The organism is Robertmurraya sp. FSL W8-0741 (assembly GCF_038004005.1).
Lineage (GTDB): Bacteria > Bacillota > Bacilli > Bacillales > Cytobacillaceae > Robertmurraya > Robertmurraya siralis.
Genome location: NZ_JBBOQG010000001.1, coordinates 2,077,729 through 2,093,559 on the forward strand (window position 1 = coordinate 2,077,729; position 15,831 = coordinate 2,093,559).

Genomic DNA, 15,831 nt, shown 5'->3' on the forward strand with positions numbered 1-15,831 from the left:
ACAAGTATGTCGTCCTCCTGACATTCTCGCAGTTCCTTTTCAAAACATTTTTTTATTTGGCTTTGTTCAATAGAATTGGTGTTAAAATGAGCCCAAAGTCAACAGCGACCTAAACAAAAAACATATTCTAAAAAAATTTGTCATTGAAACCGTTTAACACTAAAATAGACTTATGTGCAAAAAAATTCATTGTTTATGAAAAATTTTTCTTGCAAGAAGGTAGGGGAGATCATGTGCAAACAGTAATGATTGTTGGAGCTGGTTTGGGTGGATTATCGATTTTAAAGATATTAAAAGAAACCGCTGTTCTGGATGTGAAAGTGGTCATCGATATTGATGAGAATGCTCCGGGAATCTTGTTTGCTAAGGAGCTAGGGATTGAAGTGGGAACAGATTGGAAAAAATATTTATCTGATCAGCTGGATGTGGTCATAGAAGTAACTGGAAGGCAAGAGGTATTTAACGAAATTCGTGAGTTAAGAGACAGGAAGACAGTGTTAATTCCAGGGAGTATGGCTTATTTAATCTCAAAGTTGATTGAAGAGAAAGAAGAATTAATCTCTAGACTTGAATATGAAACCTACAAACATGATTTAATATTTAATGCAACTGGTGATGGCATGCTTGTTGTAGATAAAGATGCGACGATCACCTTCATCAATCATAGCGCAGCAACGATGATCGGAATGAAAAAGGAAGAAATGATCGGAAAACCGGTTTTAGAAGTTGTCCCAACTAGCCGTTTGCCGCTTGTTTTACAAACCCGAAAGTCTGAAACGAATCGAAAACAAACTCTTGCGAACGGGATGAAGATCATTACGACGAGAATCCCGATGATCGCTGAAAATAATGAAATAATCGGAGCATTTGCAGTCTTTAAGGACATAACAGAAGTTGTCAATTTAGCCGAGGAACTCACAAATTTAAAAGAAGTGCAAACGATGCTTGAATCAGTGATTCAATCGAGTGAAGAGGCGATTTCTGTCGTTGATGAAAATGGTTTGGGGATTATCATTAATCCAGCTTACACAAGATTAACAGGGCTCTCTGAGGCAGAGGTTATCGGTCAACCGGCGACTACGGATATTTCTGAAGGAGAAAGCATGCATATGCAAGTTTTAAAAACGAGGCGAGCTGTTCGTGGGGTGGCAATGCGATTAGGTCCTAACAAGAAAGAGGTCATTGTCAATGTGGCGCCTGTCATTGTTGATGGGAAATTAAAAGGAAGTGTCGGAGTCATTCATGATATGTCCGAAATAAAGAGCTTGAACCGAGAACTGAGCAGAGCGAGGCAGATTATTCGAACGCTGGAAGCAAAATATTCATTTGAGGATATTATTGGTGATTCCGAAGAAATGCGTTTAGCTATTGAGCAAGCAAAGCTGGGGGCTAGAACACCTGCAACCGTTCTTCTTCGTGGAGAGTCCGGTACTGGAAAAGAACTCTTTGCTCATGCGATCCATAATGCAAGTGATCGAAAGTATAACAAATTTGTTCGCGTTAATTGTGCTTCTCTATCAGAGTCATTACTTGAAAGCGAACTTTTCGGTTATGAAGAAGGAGCTTTTTCCGGTGCGAAAAGAGGTGGAAAACGAGGCCTTTTCGAAGAAGCGAACAATGGTAGTATTTTTTTAGATGAAATTGGTGAATTAACAGCGAATACTCAAGCGAAACTATTACGAGTATTGCAGGAAAGTGAAATTACTCGAGTCGGTGGCACGAAGCCGATTTCCATTAATGTAAGGGTAATTGCTGCTACAAATGTTAATATTGAAAAAGGGATCATCAATGGAACATTTAGGGAAGATTTATATTATCGTCTCAATCGAATGCCGATCCATATTCCTCCTTTAAGGGATCGAAAAGGAGACATTCCGTTATTATGTGAGCGTTTGATCCAGAAGATTAATCAAGATTATGGGAGGAATGTGGAAGGAGTAACGGCAGATGCCATGAAACATTTGCTTCGGTATCATTGGCCAGGTAATGTAAGAGAATTGGAAAATATACTGGGACGAGCGATTATTTTCATGAATTATCATGAAACGGAGATTGATTTGTTGCATTTGCCGAATTTAAACATCATTCAGGAGCAGACATTCGAACCATTCTCTCATTCTGAAGCCGAAGGAGAAACATTAAACGTGAAATTAGAGCGGTATGAGAAAGAGATTATCGCACAAACGCTTGTGAAAATGAATGGCAATAAGACGGAGACAGCCAAAGCTTTAGGTTTATCCGTTCGTAATCTCTACTATAAGTTGGACAAATACAAATTATAAGGCTATGATCATGTTTGTAAAGATTAGCATGCAATTTTTTTCGCATATCTGCAAAAAAGTTCATGGATTGCAAGCTAGAAACGGGAGTTTAAAACCTTATTTTAATTGGCATAAAAATTGCAAACATACTTTATGTTATCGCAAAATGTATTTGACCAAATAAAGGAAAATACAGACAAAAATTAAAGGGGGTTGAATACAGCTTGAAATTGCAATCTCTAATTGACAGAGCCATACAATTTCCTTCAATCACGGTGGCGGTAGCTGCTGCTGAAGATGAGGATGTACTTGAAGCGGTACAAGAAGCGCTGCGAAGAAGGCTTTCCCGCTTCCTTTTATATGGCGACAAGGAGAAGATCATCGAGATTATCAATGCTAAATTTCCTCATTTGATAAACAAGGGTGATGTTCAAATCATTCATGCACTTACGAATCAGGAGGCAGCTGAAAAAGCCGTTAAGGCTGTACATTTAAATGAAGCCAATGTGTTGATGAAGGGAAATGTTCAAACCGCGGTTATTTTAAAGGCAATTTTAAATAAAGAATATGGTTTAAGGACAGGAAATATTCTTTCGCATGTTGCTGTTTTTGAAATCCCAGACTTTGAACGCCTTCTCTTTATTACCGATGCAGCGATGAATCTCTATCCTGATCTTGGACAAAAGGTACAAATTATTGAAAATGCCGTTGCAATTGCAAGAAGTGTTGGGGTCAATTGGCCAACAGTGGCACCGATTGCCGCTGTTGAAGTAGTCAACCCGAGTATGCAGGCAACACTGGATGCTGCTGCACTTTCGCAAATGAATCGAAGAGAGCAGATAACGAATTGTCTTATTGATGGGCCGCTTGCGTTAGATAATGCGGTTTCGAGCTTGTCAGCAGAGCAAAAAGGAATCAAAAGTGAAGTTGCTGGACGAGCAGATATCCTGCTTGTGCCAACAATAGAGGTAGGAAATGCATTGTATAAATCATTGACATATTTTGCGAAGGCGAAGGTTGGAGGAGTCATTGCCGGGGCGAAGGCACCAATTGTTTTAACTTCCAGGGCAGATTCTGCTGAAAGCAAGCTTTACTCCCTAGCTTTAGCCATTTGTTCTACTAAACATTGATGATATTTAACAAAAGAGGAGAGATACAACATGGAAATTTTCAAGTATATGGAGTCTTATGATTACGAACAAGTCGTTTTTTGCCAAGATAAGCAATCCGGACTAAAGGCGATAATTGCGATACATGATACGACTTTAGGACCAGCGCTTGGTGGAACGCGGATGTGGACATATGAATCAGAGGAGGCAGCAATTGAAGATGCTCTTCGTTTAGCGAAGGGGATGACATATAAAAATGCTGCTGCTGGGTTAAATCTTGGAGGCGGTAAAACGGTTATTATTGGGGATCCTCGTAAAGATAAGAACGAAGAAATGTTTCGTGCCTTTGGCCGTTACATTCAAGGTTTAAATGGCCGTTATATTACAGCTGAAGATGTAGGAACAACTGTTGCTGATATGGATTTGATCCATGAAGAAACCGATTATGTAACGGGAATATCACCAGCATTCGGTTCATCGGGAAATCCTTCTCCAGTTACAGCTTATGGTGTATATCGTGGGATGAAGGCAGCAGCTAAGGAAGCCTTTGGGAATGATTCACTAGAAGGAAAAGTGGTTGCTGTTCAGGGTATCGGTAATGTTGCTTTTAATTTATGCCGTCATTTACATGAAGAAGGGGCAAGTTTAATTGTGACAGATATTAATAAAGAAGCTGTACAAAGAGCGGTGGAAGAGTTCGGTGCAAAGGCAGTGGAACCAGACGAAATTTATAGTGTCGACTGTGATATTTATGCTCCTTGTGCGTTAGGAGCTGTCATTAATGATGATACAATTCCGCAATTAAAGGCTAAAGTTATTGCGGGAGCTGCTAACAATCAGCTTCGTGACACGGTTCATGGTGACCTCATTCATGAATTAGGGATTGTCTATGCACCTGATTATGTAATTAATGCCGGTGGAGTTATCAATGTCGCTGATGAGTTGTACGGTTATAACCGCGACCGAGCGATGAAGAGAGTTGAGACAATTTATCAAAACATTGAAAAGGTAATTGAAATCTCAAAGCGTGATGGAATTCCGACTTATAAAGCAGCAGATCGTATGGCTGAAGAGAGAATCGAAAGAATGCGCAATTCCCGCAGTCAATTTCTTCAAAATGGCCATCACATTCTAAGCAGAAGATAAATGCTTTGTCAGTTAAATGGTATGGTTATTACATGTTGAAAGGTGTTAAGCGCAAGTTTCCGTTATGAATGGCTCAAATCATCGAATAAAGAACAGTAGGAAAGGAAATTTGCGCTTTCAATTGGAGGGTTAGACAGTGCCAGAGTCAATTAATCGAATTCTCGTCATCAATCCAGGATCTACTTCAACGAAAATTGGGGTATTCGATAATGAGAAATCTGTTTTTGAAAAGACGATTCGTCATCGTAATGATGAAATTGGTCAATTTAATCAAGTTATTGATCAATATGAATTCCGTAAAAAGACGATCCTCGAATCACTCGATAAAGAAGGTATGAACATTTCCAAGCTTAAAGCGGTTTGCGGTCGTGGTGGATTGCTGCGCCCCATAGAAGGAGGAACGTATCGAGTTAACGAAGCGATGTTGTCCGATCTTCGTGCTGGTTTTGCTGGTGAGCATGCCTCCAATCTTGGTGGAATTATTGCCCATGAAATTGCATCAGGATTGAATATTCCAGCTTATATTGTCGATCCTGTTGTTGTTGATGAGTTGGAACCTATTGCTCGAATTTCAGGTTTTTCGTTAATAGACCGAAAAAGCATCTTCCACGCCCTTAATCAAAAGGCAGTATCGAGGCGGGTTGCGCAGGAGTTAGGGAAGAGATACGAAGAGCTCAATTTAATTGTCGCCCATATGGGGGGCGGGATTACGGTTGGTGTACATAAAAAGGGGAGAGTTGTCGATGTGAACAACGGTCTTCATGGAGATGGACCGTTCAGTCCAGAACGTGCGGGTACAGTGCCTGCGGGCGATCTCGTTGCCCTCTGTTATTCTGGACAATACTTTTATGAAGAAATCATGAAAAAACTGGTCGGACAAGGTGGATTGGTTGGCTATTTGAAAACAAATGATGCTCTTGCGGTGGAAAAAATGATAGAAAATGGCGATGACAAGGCAAGCTTAGTCTATTCTGCGATGGCATACCAAGTAGCGAAGGAAATTGGTTCAGCTAGTGCGGTTTTATCAGGGAAGGTCGATGCGATTATTTTAACGGGTGGTCTTGCCTATGGAAAAGGATTTGTGCAGGAGATTCAGGAAAGAGTCAAATGGATTGCTGATGTCATTGTAAAGCCGGGAGAGAATGAGCTTCAAGCGTTAGCGGAAGGAGCGCTTAGAGTGTTAAGAGGTGAGGAAGAGGAGAAACATTATCCAAACCCAGTAAAGAGCAGTGAGAGGATTTGAAAAAGGAGGTCGTTTTTTATGGCGAAGGAATATGATTTAGTCATTCTTGGCGGTGGTACAGGTGGCTACGTCGCAGCGATTCGGGCATCTCAGTTAGGCTTAAAAACGGCAATCGTTGAGAAAGGAAAACTTGGCGGCACCTGTCTACATAAAGGGTGTATCCCCAGTAAAGCATTGTTAAGAAGCGCTGAAGTATTTGCGACGACAAAAAAAAGCGAAGAATTCGGTGTGGAAACCACAGGTGTTTCATTAAATTTTGCCAAGGTGCAGGAACGAAAAAACAATATCATTGAACAACTTCATAAAGGTGTTCAACATTTAATGAAGCAAGGTAAGATTGATGTTTTTGCAGGAACAGGGAGAATTTTAGGTCCGTCTATATTTTCACCTATGCCAGGAACAATTTCTGTTGAAATGAATGATGAAACAGAAAACGAAATGCTAATTCCTAAAAACGTTATTATTGGAACTGGTTCAAGGCCGCGTACTTTACCGGGATTAGACATAGATGGTGAGCTAGTAATGACTTCAGATGAAGCGTTGCAAATGGACTCACTTCCCCATTCGATCATTATTGTTGGCGGCGGTGTGATTGGAATTGAATGGGCATCAATGTTGTCGGATTTTGGGGTTGAAGTAACAATTATTGAATACGCAGATCGTATTTTACCAACAGAGGACAAAGAAATTTCCAAGGAAATGCAGCGGCTGATGAAGAAGCGTAAAATCAATGTTGTCACAAGTGCAAAGGTTTTGCCAGAAACGCTTCAAAAAGGAGAAACTGTCACCATCTCTGCTGAAGTAAAGGGAACAGAAAAACAATTTAAAGCAGATAAAATACTTGTTTCGGTTGGCCGTATCGCAAACACAGAAGGAATAGGTTTAGAAAATACCGATATTCAAGTAGAAAAAGGGTTCATTGTCACAAATGATTTTTATCAAACAAAAGAATCGCACATTTATGCGATAGGAGATTGTATCGGTGGCTTGCAGCTTGCCCATGTTGCTTCACATGAAGGGATTGTTGCGGTTGAGCATATTGCTGGAGAGAAGCCAGAACCTCTTGACTATCGGTTAATTTCTAAATGTATATATAGCGCTCCTGAGGTAGCAAGTGTTGGTTATACGGAAGAAGAAGCAAAGGAAAAAGGACACAAAGTTAAAGTTGGAAAATTTTCCTTCCGTGCGATTGGAAAGGCGCTTGTTTTTGGTGAATCAGATGGATTTGTGAAAATGATCGCTGATGAAGAAAGCAATGATATATTAGGCGTCCATATGATTGGACCTCATGTAACAGATATGATTTCTGAAGCGGGTTTAGCACAAGTATTAGATGCGACACCTTGGGAGGTTGCCCATACGATTCATCCGCATCCAACTTTATCAGAAGCGATTGGTGAAGCAGCTTTAGCGGTTGATGGCAAGGCGATACATGGATAAGATTAATTTCTCGGGAGGGAATGGAATTGACTGAGAATCGTCATAGCGCTCTTGGATTGAGCGATGAAAAGGTGCTGGAAATGTACGAAACAATGCTGTTGGCAAGAAGAATTGATGAACGGATGTGGCTCTTAAACCGTGCAGGTAAGATTCCGTTTGTTATTTCTTGTCAAGGGCAGGAGGCTGCCCAGGTTGGTGCGGCATTTGCATTAGATAAAGAGAAAGATTATGTATTGCCCTATTATCGCGACATGGGGGTAGTATTGACTTTTGGAATGACAGCAACAGAATTAATGCTTTCTGCATTTGCAAAAGGGGAAGATCCGAATTCTGGGGGCCGACAAATGCCCGGACATTTTGGACAAAAGAAAAATCGGATTGTCACCGGTTCATCCCCTGTAACGACACAGGTTCCTCATGCGGTTGGAGTGGCATTAGCAGGAAAGATGGAGGATAAAGATCTTGTCACTTTCGTCACCTTTGGTGAAGGTTCATCGAATCAGGGTGACTTCCATGAAGGTGCCAATTTTGCGGGTGTTCATAAGCTCCCAGTTATCTTTATGTGTGAGAATAATAAATATGCAATTTCTGTACCCATTGAAAAGCAGTTGGCTTGTGAAAATGTCTCTGATCGTGCTGTTGGTTATGGAATGCCTGGAATTACAGTCGACGGAAATGATCCGTTAGAGGTGTATAAGGCTGTTAAAGAGGCAGCGGATCGCGGACGCCGTGGCGAAGGTCCATCATTAATTGAAACGATTTCTTACCGTCTAACTCCACATTCTTCAGATGACGATGATAGAAGCTATCGTGCTCCTGATGAGGTCGCTGAAGCGAAAACAAAAGACCCGATTATTACTTTTGGAGCTTATTTGAAGGAAAATGGTGTAATGAACGATGAGAAGGAAAAAGAAATTAACGATCGTGTGATGAAAATCGTTAACGAAGCAACAGATTATGCAGAAAACGCTCCATACGCAGAGGCAGAATATGCGATGAAGCATGTGTATGCAGAGTAAGGGGGAAGATTGAAATGGCAGTCATTTCATATATAGATGCAGTGACGATGGCGATTCGTGAGGAAATGGAAAGAGACTCTAAAGTTTTCGTTCTTGGTGAAGATGTAGGGAAAAAGGGCGGAGTTTTTAAAGCAACTCAAGGATTATACGAGCAGTTTGGGGAAGACAGAGTCATTGATACCCCCCTTGCTGAATCAGCGATCGCAGGAGTAGGAATTGGGGCAGCAATGTATGGCATGCGTCCGATTGCGGAAATGCAATTTGCTGATTTTATCATGCCGGCTGTCAATCAAATCATTTCTGAAGCAGCAAAAATCCGTTATCGTTCCAATAATGACTGGAATTGTCCCATTGTGATTCGCGCCCCATATGGTGGCGGTATTCATGGAGCATTGTATCATTCCCAATCGGTTGAAGCCGTATTCGCCAACCAGCCTGGATTAAAAATTGTCATGCCATCTACGCCATACGATGTAAAGGGACTATTAAAGGCTGCAATTCGTGATGAAGACCCGGTTCTCTTTTTCGAGCATAAAAGAGCATACCGTTTAATTAAAGGCGAAGTACCTACTGAAGATTATGTTCTTCCAATCGGAAAAGCGGATGTCAAGCGTGAAGGCGATGATATTACTGTTATTACGTACGGGTTATGTGTTCATTTTGCACTGCAGGCTGCTGAACGACTTGCGAGTGAGGGCATTTCGGCACATATTTTAGATTTGCGTACTGTTTATCCGTTGGATAAAGAAGCCATTATTAAGGCAGCCAGCAAGACGGGTAAAGTATTGCTTATAACAGAGGACAATAAGGAAGGCAGCATTATTAGTGAAGTGTCGGCGATAATTGCAGAAAATTGCCTCTTCGATTTGGATGCTCCGATTAAGCGCTTAGCGGGACCAGATGTACCTGCAATGCCATATGCACCGACAATGGAAAAGTATTTTATGGTTAATCCGGATAAAGTTGAACAAGCGATGCGAGAGTTGGCTGAATTTTAAATAGAGAAAAAGCGTAGTTGAAGGAGGTTTTTCGAATTGACAATTGAACAAATTAAAATGCCTCAATTAGGAGAAAGTGTTACCGAAGGAACAATAAGCAAATGGCTTGTATCAGCAGGGGATAAAGTCAATAAGTACGACCCGCTGGCAGAGGTTATGACAGATAAAGTAAATGCGGAAATACCCTCCTCTTTTTCCGGTGTCATAAAAGAACTAATTGCAAATGAAGGGGATACGCTAGCAGTAGGTGAAGTGATTTGCTCTGTGGAAGTAGAGGGCAGTGTAAGTGAAGCAGATGAAGAAACTCCTGCTGCTCAAAATGAAGCAGACTTTTCAAGTACAAACGCTTTGCTTGATGCAACAAACAGCAAAGCTCGTTATTCACCTGCTGTACTGAAACTTTCACAAGAACATGGTATTGATTTGAATCTTGTGCAGGGAAGCGGTGCTGGCGGACGTATTACCCGTAAGGATATTTTAAAGATTGTTGAGTCAGGTCAGATTCCAAAATCGGTTCAAGCTGAGACACCGCCTGCGAAACCTCAAGCTCAGACAGCAAAACAAAGCGCTCCTGTGCCATCGATTCCAGTTGGGGCTGGTGATACTGAAATTCCACTAACTGGAGTTCGCAAAGCAATTGCAGCAAATATGCTTAAAAGCAAGCATGAAATCCCGCATGCTTGGACAATGATCGAAGTCGATGTGACGAATTTAGTTGAATATCGAAACATGGTCAAGGATGAATTCAAAAATAAAGAAGGATTTAATTTGACTTTCTTCGCGTTTTTTGTCAAAGCTGTTGCTCAAGCCTTAAAAGAGTTCCCACAAATGAATTCAATGTGGGCAGGAGATAAAATCGTGCAGAAAAAAGACATCAATATTTCTATTGCAGTAGCAACAGATGATGCATTGTTTGTACCGGTTATCAAGGCAGCCGATGAGAAAACAATTAAAGGGATTGCTCGCGAGATTACCGAGTATGCCACAAAGGTGCGTGCTGGTAAATTGACAAGCGAAGACATGCAGGGCGGGACATTTACAGTGAATAACACAGGTTCATTCGGCTCTGTCCAATCGATGGGAATCATTAATTATCCACAAGCTGGGATTTTACAAGTGGAATCGATTGTCAAGCGCCCTGTTGTTATAAATGGCATGATTGCCGTTCGTGATATGGTGAATTTATGCTTGTCGCTTGATCATCGCGTTCTTGATGGCTTAGTATGTGGTCGTTTTCTCCAAAGAGTTAAAGAAATTCTTGAACATACAAGCAAAGAAAATACCTCGATTTACTAAATGTTATTTTAAAATAGCATATAATCTCTTGAAGACCGTTTATTAAACAACGGTCTTCCTCTTTTCTCTCCGTTGCTTGAATGAAATTCGTGTACTACAATAGTGGTATCAATAGAAAATTTAATAATCGGAATTTTTAATAACCTCATGGAAGGTGGAGAGGAAATGCGAGAGCAATCGTTTCCAAAGGTTTCTATTAAGAATTGGGTTGAAAAGAGCGAGCAGTCAATGAAAGGGAAAAAGATTGAGTCGCTTGAAAAAGATACATATGAGCAAATAAGATTGAAACCGCTTTACATGCAAAACGATCAAGAGGAAGTAAGCCAGTTTCCGGCACAGTCCGATTTTAGAAGAGGAGCCTATTCTCTAGGTTACTTATCAAATCAATGGAAGGTGGCACAAAAACTTACGATTGATAAAAATTTAAATGAGCAACTGTACAAAGCCATTTCTAAAGGACAAACAGCGCTCTCGTTTGAGATCAATGAAAGCGTGTTGGCAAAAGTTGAAGAATTAGAGGAAGAGCTGCTCCGTTATCCATTTTCAATCAATGCGAAAGAATATCACCATGAATTTTTAAAGAAAATTCAAAGTCTGCCTCACTCTGGGAAGTGTTATGGTTATATCGGCATCGATCCAGTTGCTCTTCTAGCAGAAAAAGGGATAGATAGGATTGAAGAAGGCTATCAGCAGATGTTTGAAGCGATCAATAATAGCCTAACTTCACTTCCTCGAATACGGACCATTTTAGTGGATACAGTTCCATATCATAATGGTGGTGCTCATGCTGTGCAAGAATTGGCAATTGCAATTAGCACAGGGGTACAGCATATTGAAAAACTTGCGGAGTTCGGCTTATCAATCAAAACATTAGTGTCAAAAATTGTTTTTCAATTTTCGATAGGCGCAAATTTCTTTATGGAACTGGCAAAGCTTAGAGCGGCTCGAGTGTTATGGGATATGGTAACGAAAGCTTATGGAGTAGATGAAGAAGAGCGGGGAATGATTATTTCTGCTACGACCTCTCGCTTTACGAAAACGCTCTATGATCCTTATGTGAACATGTTAAGAGCGGGAAGTGAGGCCTTTGCAGCAGTATTGGGAGGAATTCAATATTTACATGTCAGCCCCTTTAATGAGCCTGAAGGTAAAGAGACTGCTTTTTCGGATCGTATTGCAAGAAATACACAATTAATTTTACGAGATGAGTCCCACTTGGCAAAAACAATTGATCCAGCAGGTGGTTCCTGGTACGTGGAATCTTTAACGACAGAGCTTGTTGAAAAAGCATGGGAACTATTTTTGGCGATCGATGAAAAAGGTGGAATTGTTGAAGTGCTTAAACAAGGATGGATACAGACGGAGATTGCCAAAGTAAGAAAAAGGCGTGAAGAAGCGATAGCGACGAGGCAGCAAGCGATTGTGGGAACGAATAAATATGTGGACTTACAAGGTGAATCATTAAAAAACGTGCAGGTAAGCGGAGTGCAGCATAGAGCCGAATTTCCACCAATTCCACAAGGGCGATTATCAGAGTCATATGAGGAGCTTAGGTTCAGTGCGCAGAAACTGAAAAAGCAAGGAGTAGATTTAGCTGTAGGACTGCTCACTTTAGGAGAATTAAAGTCTCATAAACTGCGGACTGACTTTGCCAACGGATTTCTCGCACCAGCTGGTATTGAAGGAAAAATGAGTACAGAAATTCATGCAATAACTCATGCTTTAGAGTTTGTGAGAGAAACAGGCTATAAACATTACTGTCTTTGTGGAAGCAATGAGCAATATGCATCTTTCGGAATCGAGCTTGCCCAAAACATCAAAACAGCCTTCCCTCACGTTCACTTGTATGTTGTTGGGCTTCCTGAAGAGCGGGAAAGCTGGGAAAAGGTCGGGATTGCTGGATTTATTCATTTAAAGAGCAACTGCTATCAAACCCTTGCTACGATTTTAGCTGATTTGGAGGTGGGCATAGATGACTAAGCCGAATTTTAAGGCATTCTCTTTATTTGCGTCGAAAAGTGATTCGAAGGAAAAATGGCAACGAAAAGCGAGAGAAGAAATTGCTCAAAATATGGAAGAGCTTCTTTTTGAAACAAATGAGCACATCAAAATCAAAGCGCTTTATACGAGTGAAGATCGTCAAAATTTAGAGCAATTAGAGCATTTGCCCGGATTGCCGCCATATACGAGAGGGCCATATCCGACGATGTATGTTAATCGGCCGTGGACTGTCCGGCAATATGCCGGTTTTTCGACTGCAGAAGAAAGCAACGCCTTCTATCGGAGAAATTTAGCAATGGGGCAGAAAGGACTTTCCGTCGCCTTTGACTTAGCAACACATCGCGGCTATGATTCCGATCATCCAAGAGTAGTAGGCGATGTGGGCAAAGCGGGGGTAGCGATTGATTCTGTACTCGATATGAAAACATTATTTGAAGGGATTCCGCTTGATCAAATGTCTGTCTCAATGACAATGAATGGTGCGGTCCTTCCGATTATGGCGTTTTACATCGTTACCGCAGAAGAGCAAGGGGTATCGCAAGATAAACTTTCTGGAACAATCCAAAATGATATTTTGAAAGAGTATATGGTTCGCAATACGTATATTTACCCTCCCGAAATGTCGATGAGAATTATCGCTGATATTTTTAAGTATACATCTACCTATATGCCTAAATTTAATAGTATTAGTATATCAGGATATCATATGCAGGAGGCTGGTGCACCAGCTGATATCGAACTTGCTTATACTTTAGCTGACGGACTTGAATACGTGCGGACGGGTTTGACAGCAGGGATTGAAATCGATTCTTTTGCACCAAGACTGTCGTTTTTTTGGGCAATTGGCATGAACTATTTTATGGAAATCGCAAAAATGAGAGCAGCACGTCTTATTTGGGCAAAAATGATGAAAACTTTTCAACCGAAAAATCCAAAATCGATGGCGTTGCGTACTCATTCACAAACTTCCGGTTGGAGTTTGACTGAACAGGATCCGTTTAATAACGTTACCCGCACATTGATTGAAGCGCATGCGGCAGCGATGGGACATACACAATCGCTTCACACGAATGCCCTTGATGAAGCGATTGCTTTACCGACTGATTTTTCAGCGCGGATCGCTCGCAATACCCAGTTATTTTTACAAGAGGAAACAGGGATTACAGATGTGATTGATCCGTGGGCAGGTTCTTACTATGTCGAAGCCTTGACTGCAGAGCTGGCAGAACGGGCTTGGGAGCACATCGAAGAAATTGAGCAGCTTGGTGGAATGGCAAAAGCGATTGAAACAGGTCTTCCAAAAATGAAAATTGAAGAAGCGGCAGCAAGACGACAAGCGCAAATTGATTCCGGAAAAGAGACTATTATCGGCGTAAATCAATACAGACTCGAAAGGGAAGAACCGATAGAGATCCTTGATATCGACAATACGGCAGTGCGCTTAAGACAAATTGAAAAATTGGAAAAATTAAAAGCGGCACGCAATGAAGCAAAAGTAACGGAGGCGTTAAGGGCCATTACGGAAGCAGCGGAGTCGGGAGAGGGAAATCTTTTACAATTGGCTGTAGAAGCGGCACGAGTACGAGCTACACTTGGGGAAATTTCTTATGCAATTGAACAGGTAGTGAATCGCCATAAAGCGGTGATACGTTCAATAAGTGGTGTGTATAGTTCTGCCTTTTCAAATGAGGAGGAAATTGCCGAGGTTCAGCGAATGACAGAGGAATTTTTAGAAAATGAAGGGAGACGCCCAAGAATTTTAATTGCCAAAATGGGGCAGGATGGACATGATCGAGGAGCGAAAGTAATTTCGACTGCTTTTGCCGATTTAGGATTTGATGTCGATATCGGACCGCTATTCCAAACGCCCGAAGAGACTGCCTTGCAGGCTGTGGAAAATGATGTGCATGTGATCGGGATGAGTTCCTTAGCAGCAGGTCATAAAACATTGCTGCCGCAGCTGCGAGCAGAATTAACAAATTTGGGGAGAGAAGATATTTTAGTGGTTGTCGGTGGAGTTATTCCTGCCCAGGATTATCAGTTTTTATATGATAATGGAGCCGCAGCGATATTTGGACCAGGAACAGTAATTCCTGTGGCTGCACAAAAGGTGATTCACGCTATTTATGAAAGACTGGGCTATGAGGAAGTGTCGAGTGAACATGACGGAGGATAAGAAGCCAGAATGGAGCGATCCGAATCAGCCTGAAAGGTATAATTCAGTTATTCGAACTGGGGTAACAGGCTCGGAGCAAATAACATTCGCCCAAAAAAAGACCCGTTTTCAAAGAAAAAAAGTTAATGGTCCATCGCTTGAAAAGCTGTACAAAGGGGTTTTAGCAGGAGAACGTAGAGAGCTTGCGAGGGCCATTACACTGATTGAAAGCAATGCAGAATACCATTTTGCTCAAGCGCAGGAGCTTTTGCAGAAGCTTCTTCCTCATGCCGGAAGAGCATTAAGAATTGGAATTACCGGTGTTCCAGGTGCAGGAAAAAGTACGTTTATTGAAGCCCTTGGTAGTTTTCTTTGTGGCGAAGGATTAAGTGTGGCTGTTTTGGCCGTCGATCCAAGCTCTAATATTAGCGGTGGAAGTATATTAGGCGATAAAACAAGAATGGAACAGCTTGCAAGAAATAAAAGGGCATTTATTCGCCCATCTCCGTCAAGTGGAAAGCTCGGCGGAGTTCATCGTAAAACAAGAGAAACGATGCTCGTGTGTGAAGCGGCTGGATTTGATGTCATATTAGTGGAAACAGTTGGGGTGGGGCAAAGTGAAGTCATTGTCAGAGAAATGGTTGATTTCTTTATGCTCCTAGTTTTAACAGGGGCAGGAGACGAGCTTCAAGGGATGAAAAAAGGGATTATGGAGCTTGCTGACGCTGTCCTTGTTAATAAAGCAGACGGTGAAAATAAAAAGCGTGCTGAAAAAACAAAACAAGAATATAATCAAATTCTTCACTTTCTCCAACCTGCGACAAAAGGGTGGGTAACAAAAGCTTATACATGTTCAGCATTAAAGAATGAAGGAATCGGGAATGTTTGGCGCACGGTTAAAGCGTTCGAGGAATCGACGAAACAATCAGGCATCTTTGCGGAGCGTCGCAGAGCCCAGACGAAGGAATGGATGAAATCGATGATCATCGATCAACTGCAAACAGATTTCTTTCATCATCCCCTTGTAAAAGAACTGCTCCCAAAGTATGAAAATGAGGTAATTGCCGGAGATAAAACGGCTACTTCTGCGGTAAACAGCCTCTTTCAGCATTATTTTCAGGCAAAAAGTTAAAAAAAAGGCTACCATTCCAAGATGGTAGCCA

At 41.4% G+C, this 15,831-nt stretch carries 11 protein-coding genes; all 11 read left to right on the forward strand.

Annotation, left to right across the window (positions count from 1 at the left end; translation table 11 throughout):
- Positions 1-233: 233 nt before the first annotated feature.
- The 11 genes from NST02_RS10030 to meaB all read left to right on the forward strand — a co-directional run bounded on the left by NST02_RS10030 (position 234) and on the right by meaB (position 15,800).
- Complete coding sequence (locus tag NST02_RS10030) at positions 234-2,282, forward strand: sigma-54-dependent Fis family transcriptional regulator (protein WP_340948887.1); 2,049 nt, start codon at positions 234-236, stop codon at positions 2,280-2,282.
- 203 nt (positions 2,283-2,485) lie between these two features.
- Positions 2,486-3,391, forward strand: coding sequence for a phosphate butyryltransferase (gene yqiS / locus NST02_RS10035; RefSeq protein WP_095306690.1), 906 nt, complete (start codon positions 2,486-2,488; stop codon positions 3,389-3,391).
- A 30-nt stretch (positions 3,392-3,421) separates the two neighbouring features.
- Positions 3,422-4,516, forward strand: coding sequence for a branched-chain amino acid dehydrogenase (bcd, locus tag NST02_RS10040; RefSeq protein WP_095306689.1), 1,095 nt, complete (start codon positions 3,422-3,424; stop codon positions 4,514-4,516).
- Positions 4,517-4,652: 136 nt separating this feature from the next.
- The gene (gene buk / locus NST02_RS10045; RefSeq protein WP_095306688.1) at positions 4,653-5,759 is read left to right on the forward strand and encodes a butyrate kinase; all 1,107 of its coding nucleotides are present in this window, start codon (positions 4,653-4,655) and stop codon (positions 5,757-5,759) included.
- 18 nt (positions 5,760-5,777) lie between these two features.
- Positions 5,778-7,199, forward strand: coding sequence for a dihydrolipoyl dehydrogenase (gene lpdA, locus NST02_RS10050; RefSeq protein WP_095306687.1), 1,422 nt, complete (start codon positions 5,778-5,780; stop codon positions 7,197-7,199).
- Positions 7,200-7,219: 20 nt separating this feature from the next.
- A complete protein-coding gene (locus NST02_RS10055) occupies positions 7,220-8,218 on the forward strand; it encodes a thiamine pyrophosphate-dependent dehydrogenase E1 component subunit alpha (RefSeq protein ID WP_095306686.1) in 999 nt (332 codons plus the stop codon).
- A gap of 14 nt (positions 8,219-8,232) precedes the next feature.
- A complete protein-coding gene (locus NST02_RS10060) occupies positions 8,233-9,216 on the forward strand; it encodes an alpha-ketoacid dehydrogenase subunit beta (protein WP_095306685.1) in 984 nt (327 codons plus the stop codon).
- Positions 9,217-9,252: 36 nt separating this feature from the next.
- Positions 9,253-10,512: a dihydrolipoamide acetyltransferase family protein gene (locus NST02_RS10065; protein ID WP_340948892.1), complete on the forward strand. Its 1,260-nt coding sequence runs from the start codon at positions 9,253-9,255 to the stop codon at positions 10,510-10,512.
- A 165-nt stretch (positions 10,513-10,677) separates the two neighbouring features.
- Positions 10,678-12,492, forward strand: coding sequence for a methylmalonyl-CoA mutase subunit beta (locus NST02_RS10070; protein WP_340948893.1), 1,815 nt, complete (start codon positions 10,678-10,680; stop codon positions 12,490-12,492).
- On the forward strand, positions 12,485-14,689 hold the full coding sequence (scpA, locus tag NST02_RS10075; protein ID WP_340948895.1) for a methylmalonyl-CoA mutase: 2,205 nt from the start codon (positions 12,485-12,487) through the stop codon (positions 14,687-14,689). The genes NST02_RS10070 and scpA overlap by 8 nt, the downstream gene beginning before the upstream one ends.
- Positions 14,676-15,800, forward strand: coding sequence for a methylmalonyl Co-A mutase-associated GTPase MeaB (gene meaB / locus NST02_RS10080; protein WP_095306681.1), 1,125 nt, complete (start codon positions 14,676-14,678; stop codon positions 15,798-15,800). The genes scpA and meaB overlap by 14 nt, the downstream gene beginning before the upstream one ends.
- The last annotated feature ends 31 nt before the right edge of the window (positions 15,801-15,831 follow it).

Excerpts from the sequence above, each read along its gene's own strand:
- NST02_RS10055 (WP_095306686.1), top strand. The coding sequence starts at position 7,220 with ATGGAATTGACTGAGAATCGTCATAGCGCTCTTGGATTGAGCGATGAA.
- NST02_RS10060 (WP_095306685.1), top strand. The coding sequence starts at position 8,233 with ATGGCAGTCATTTCATATATAGATGCAGTGACGATGGCGATTCGTGAG.
- lpdA (WP_095306687.1), top strand. The coding sequence starts at position 5,778 with ATGGCGAAGGAATATGATTTAGTCATTCTTGGCGGTGGTACAGGTGGC.
- meaB (WP_095306681.1), top strand. The coding sequence starts at position 14,676 with ATGACGGAGGATAAGAAGCCAGAATGGAGCGATCCGAATCAGCCTGAA.
- bcd (WP_095306689.1), top strand. The coding sequence starts at position 3,422 with ATGGAAATTTTCAAGTATATGGAGTCTTATGATTACGAACAAGTCGTT.
- NST02_RS10070 (WP_340948893.1), top strand. The coding sequence starts at position 10,678 with ATGCGAGAGCAATCGTTTCCAAAGGTTTCTATTAAGAATTGGGTTGAA.
- scpA (WP_340948895.1), top strand. The coding sequence starts at position 12,485 with ATGACTAAGCCGAATTTTAAGGCATTCTCTTTATTTGCGTCGAAAAGT.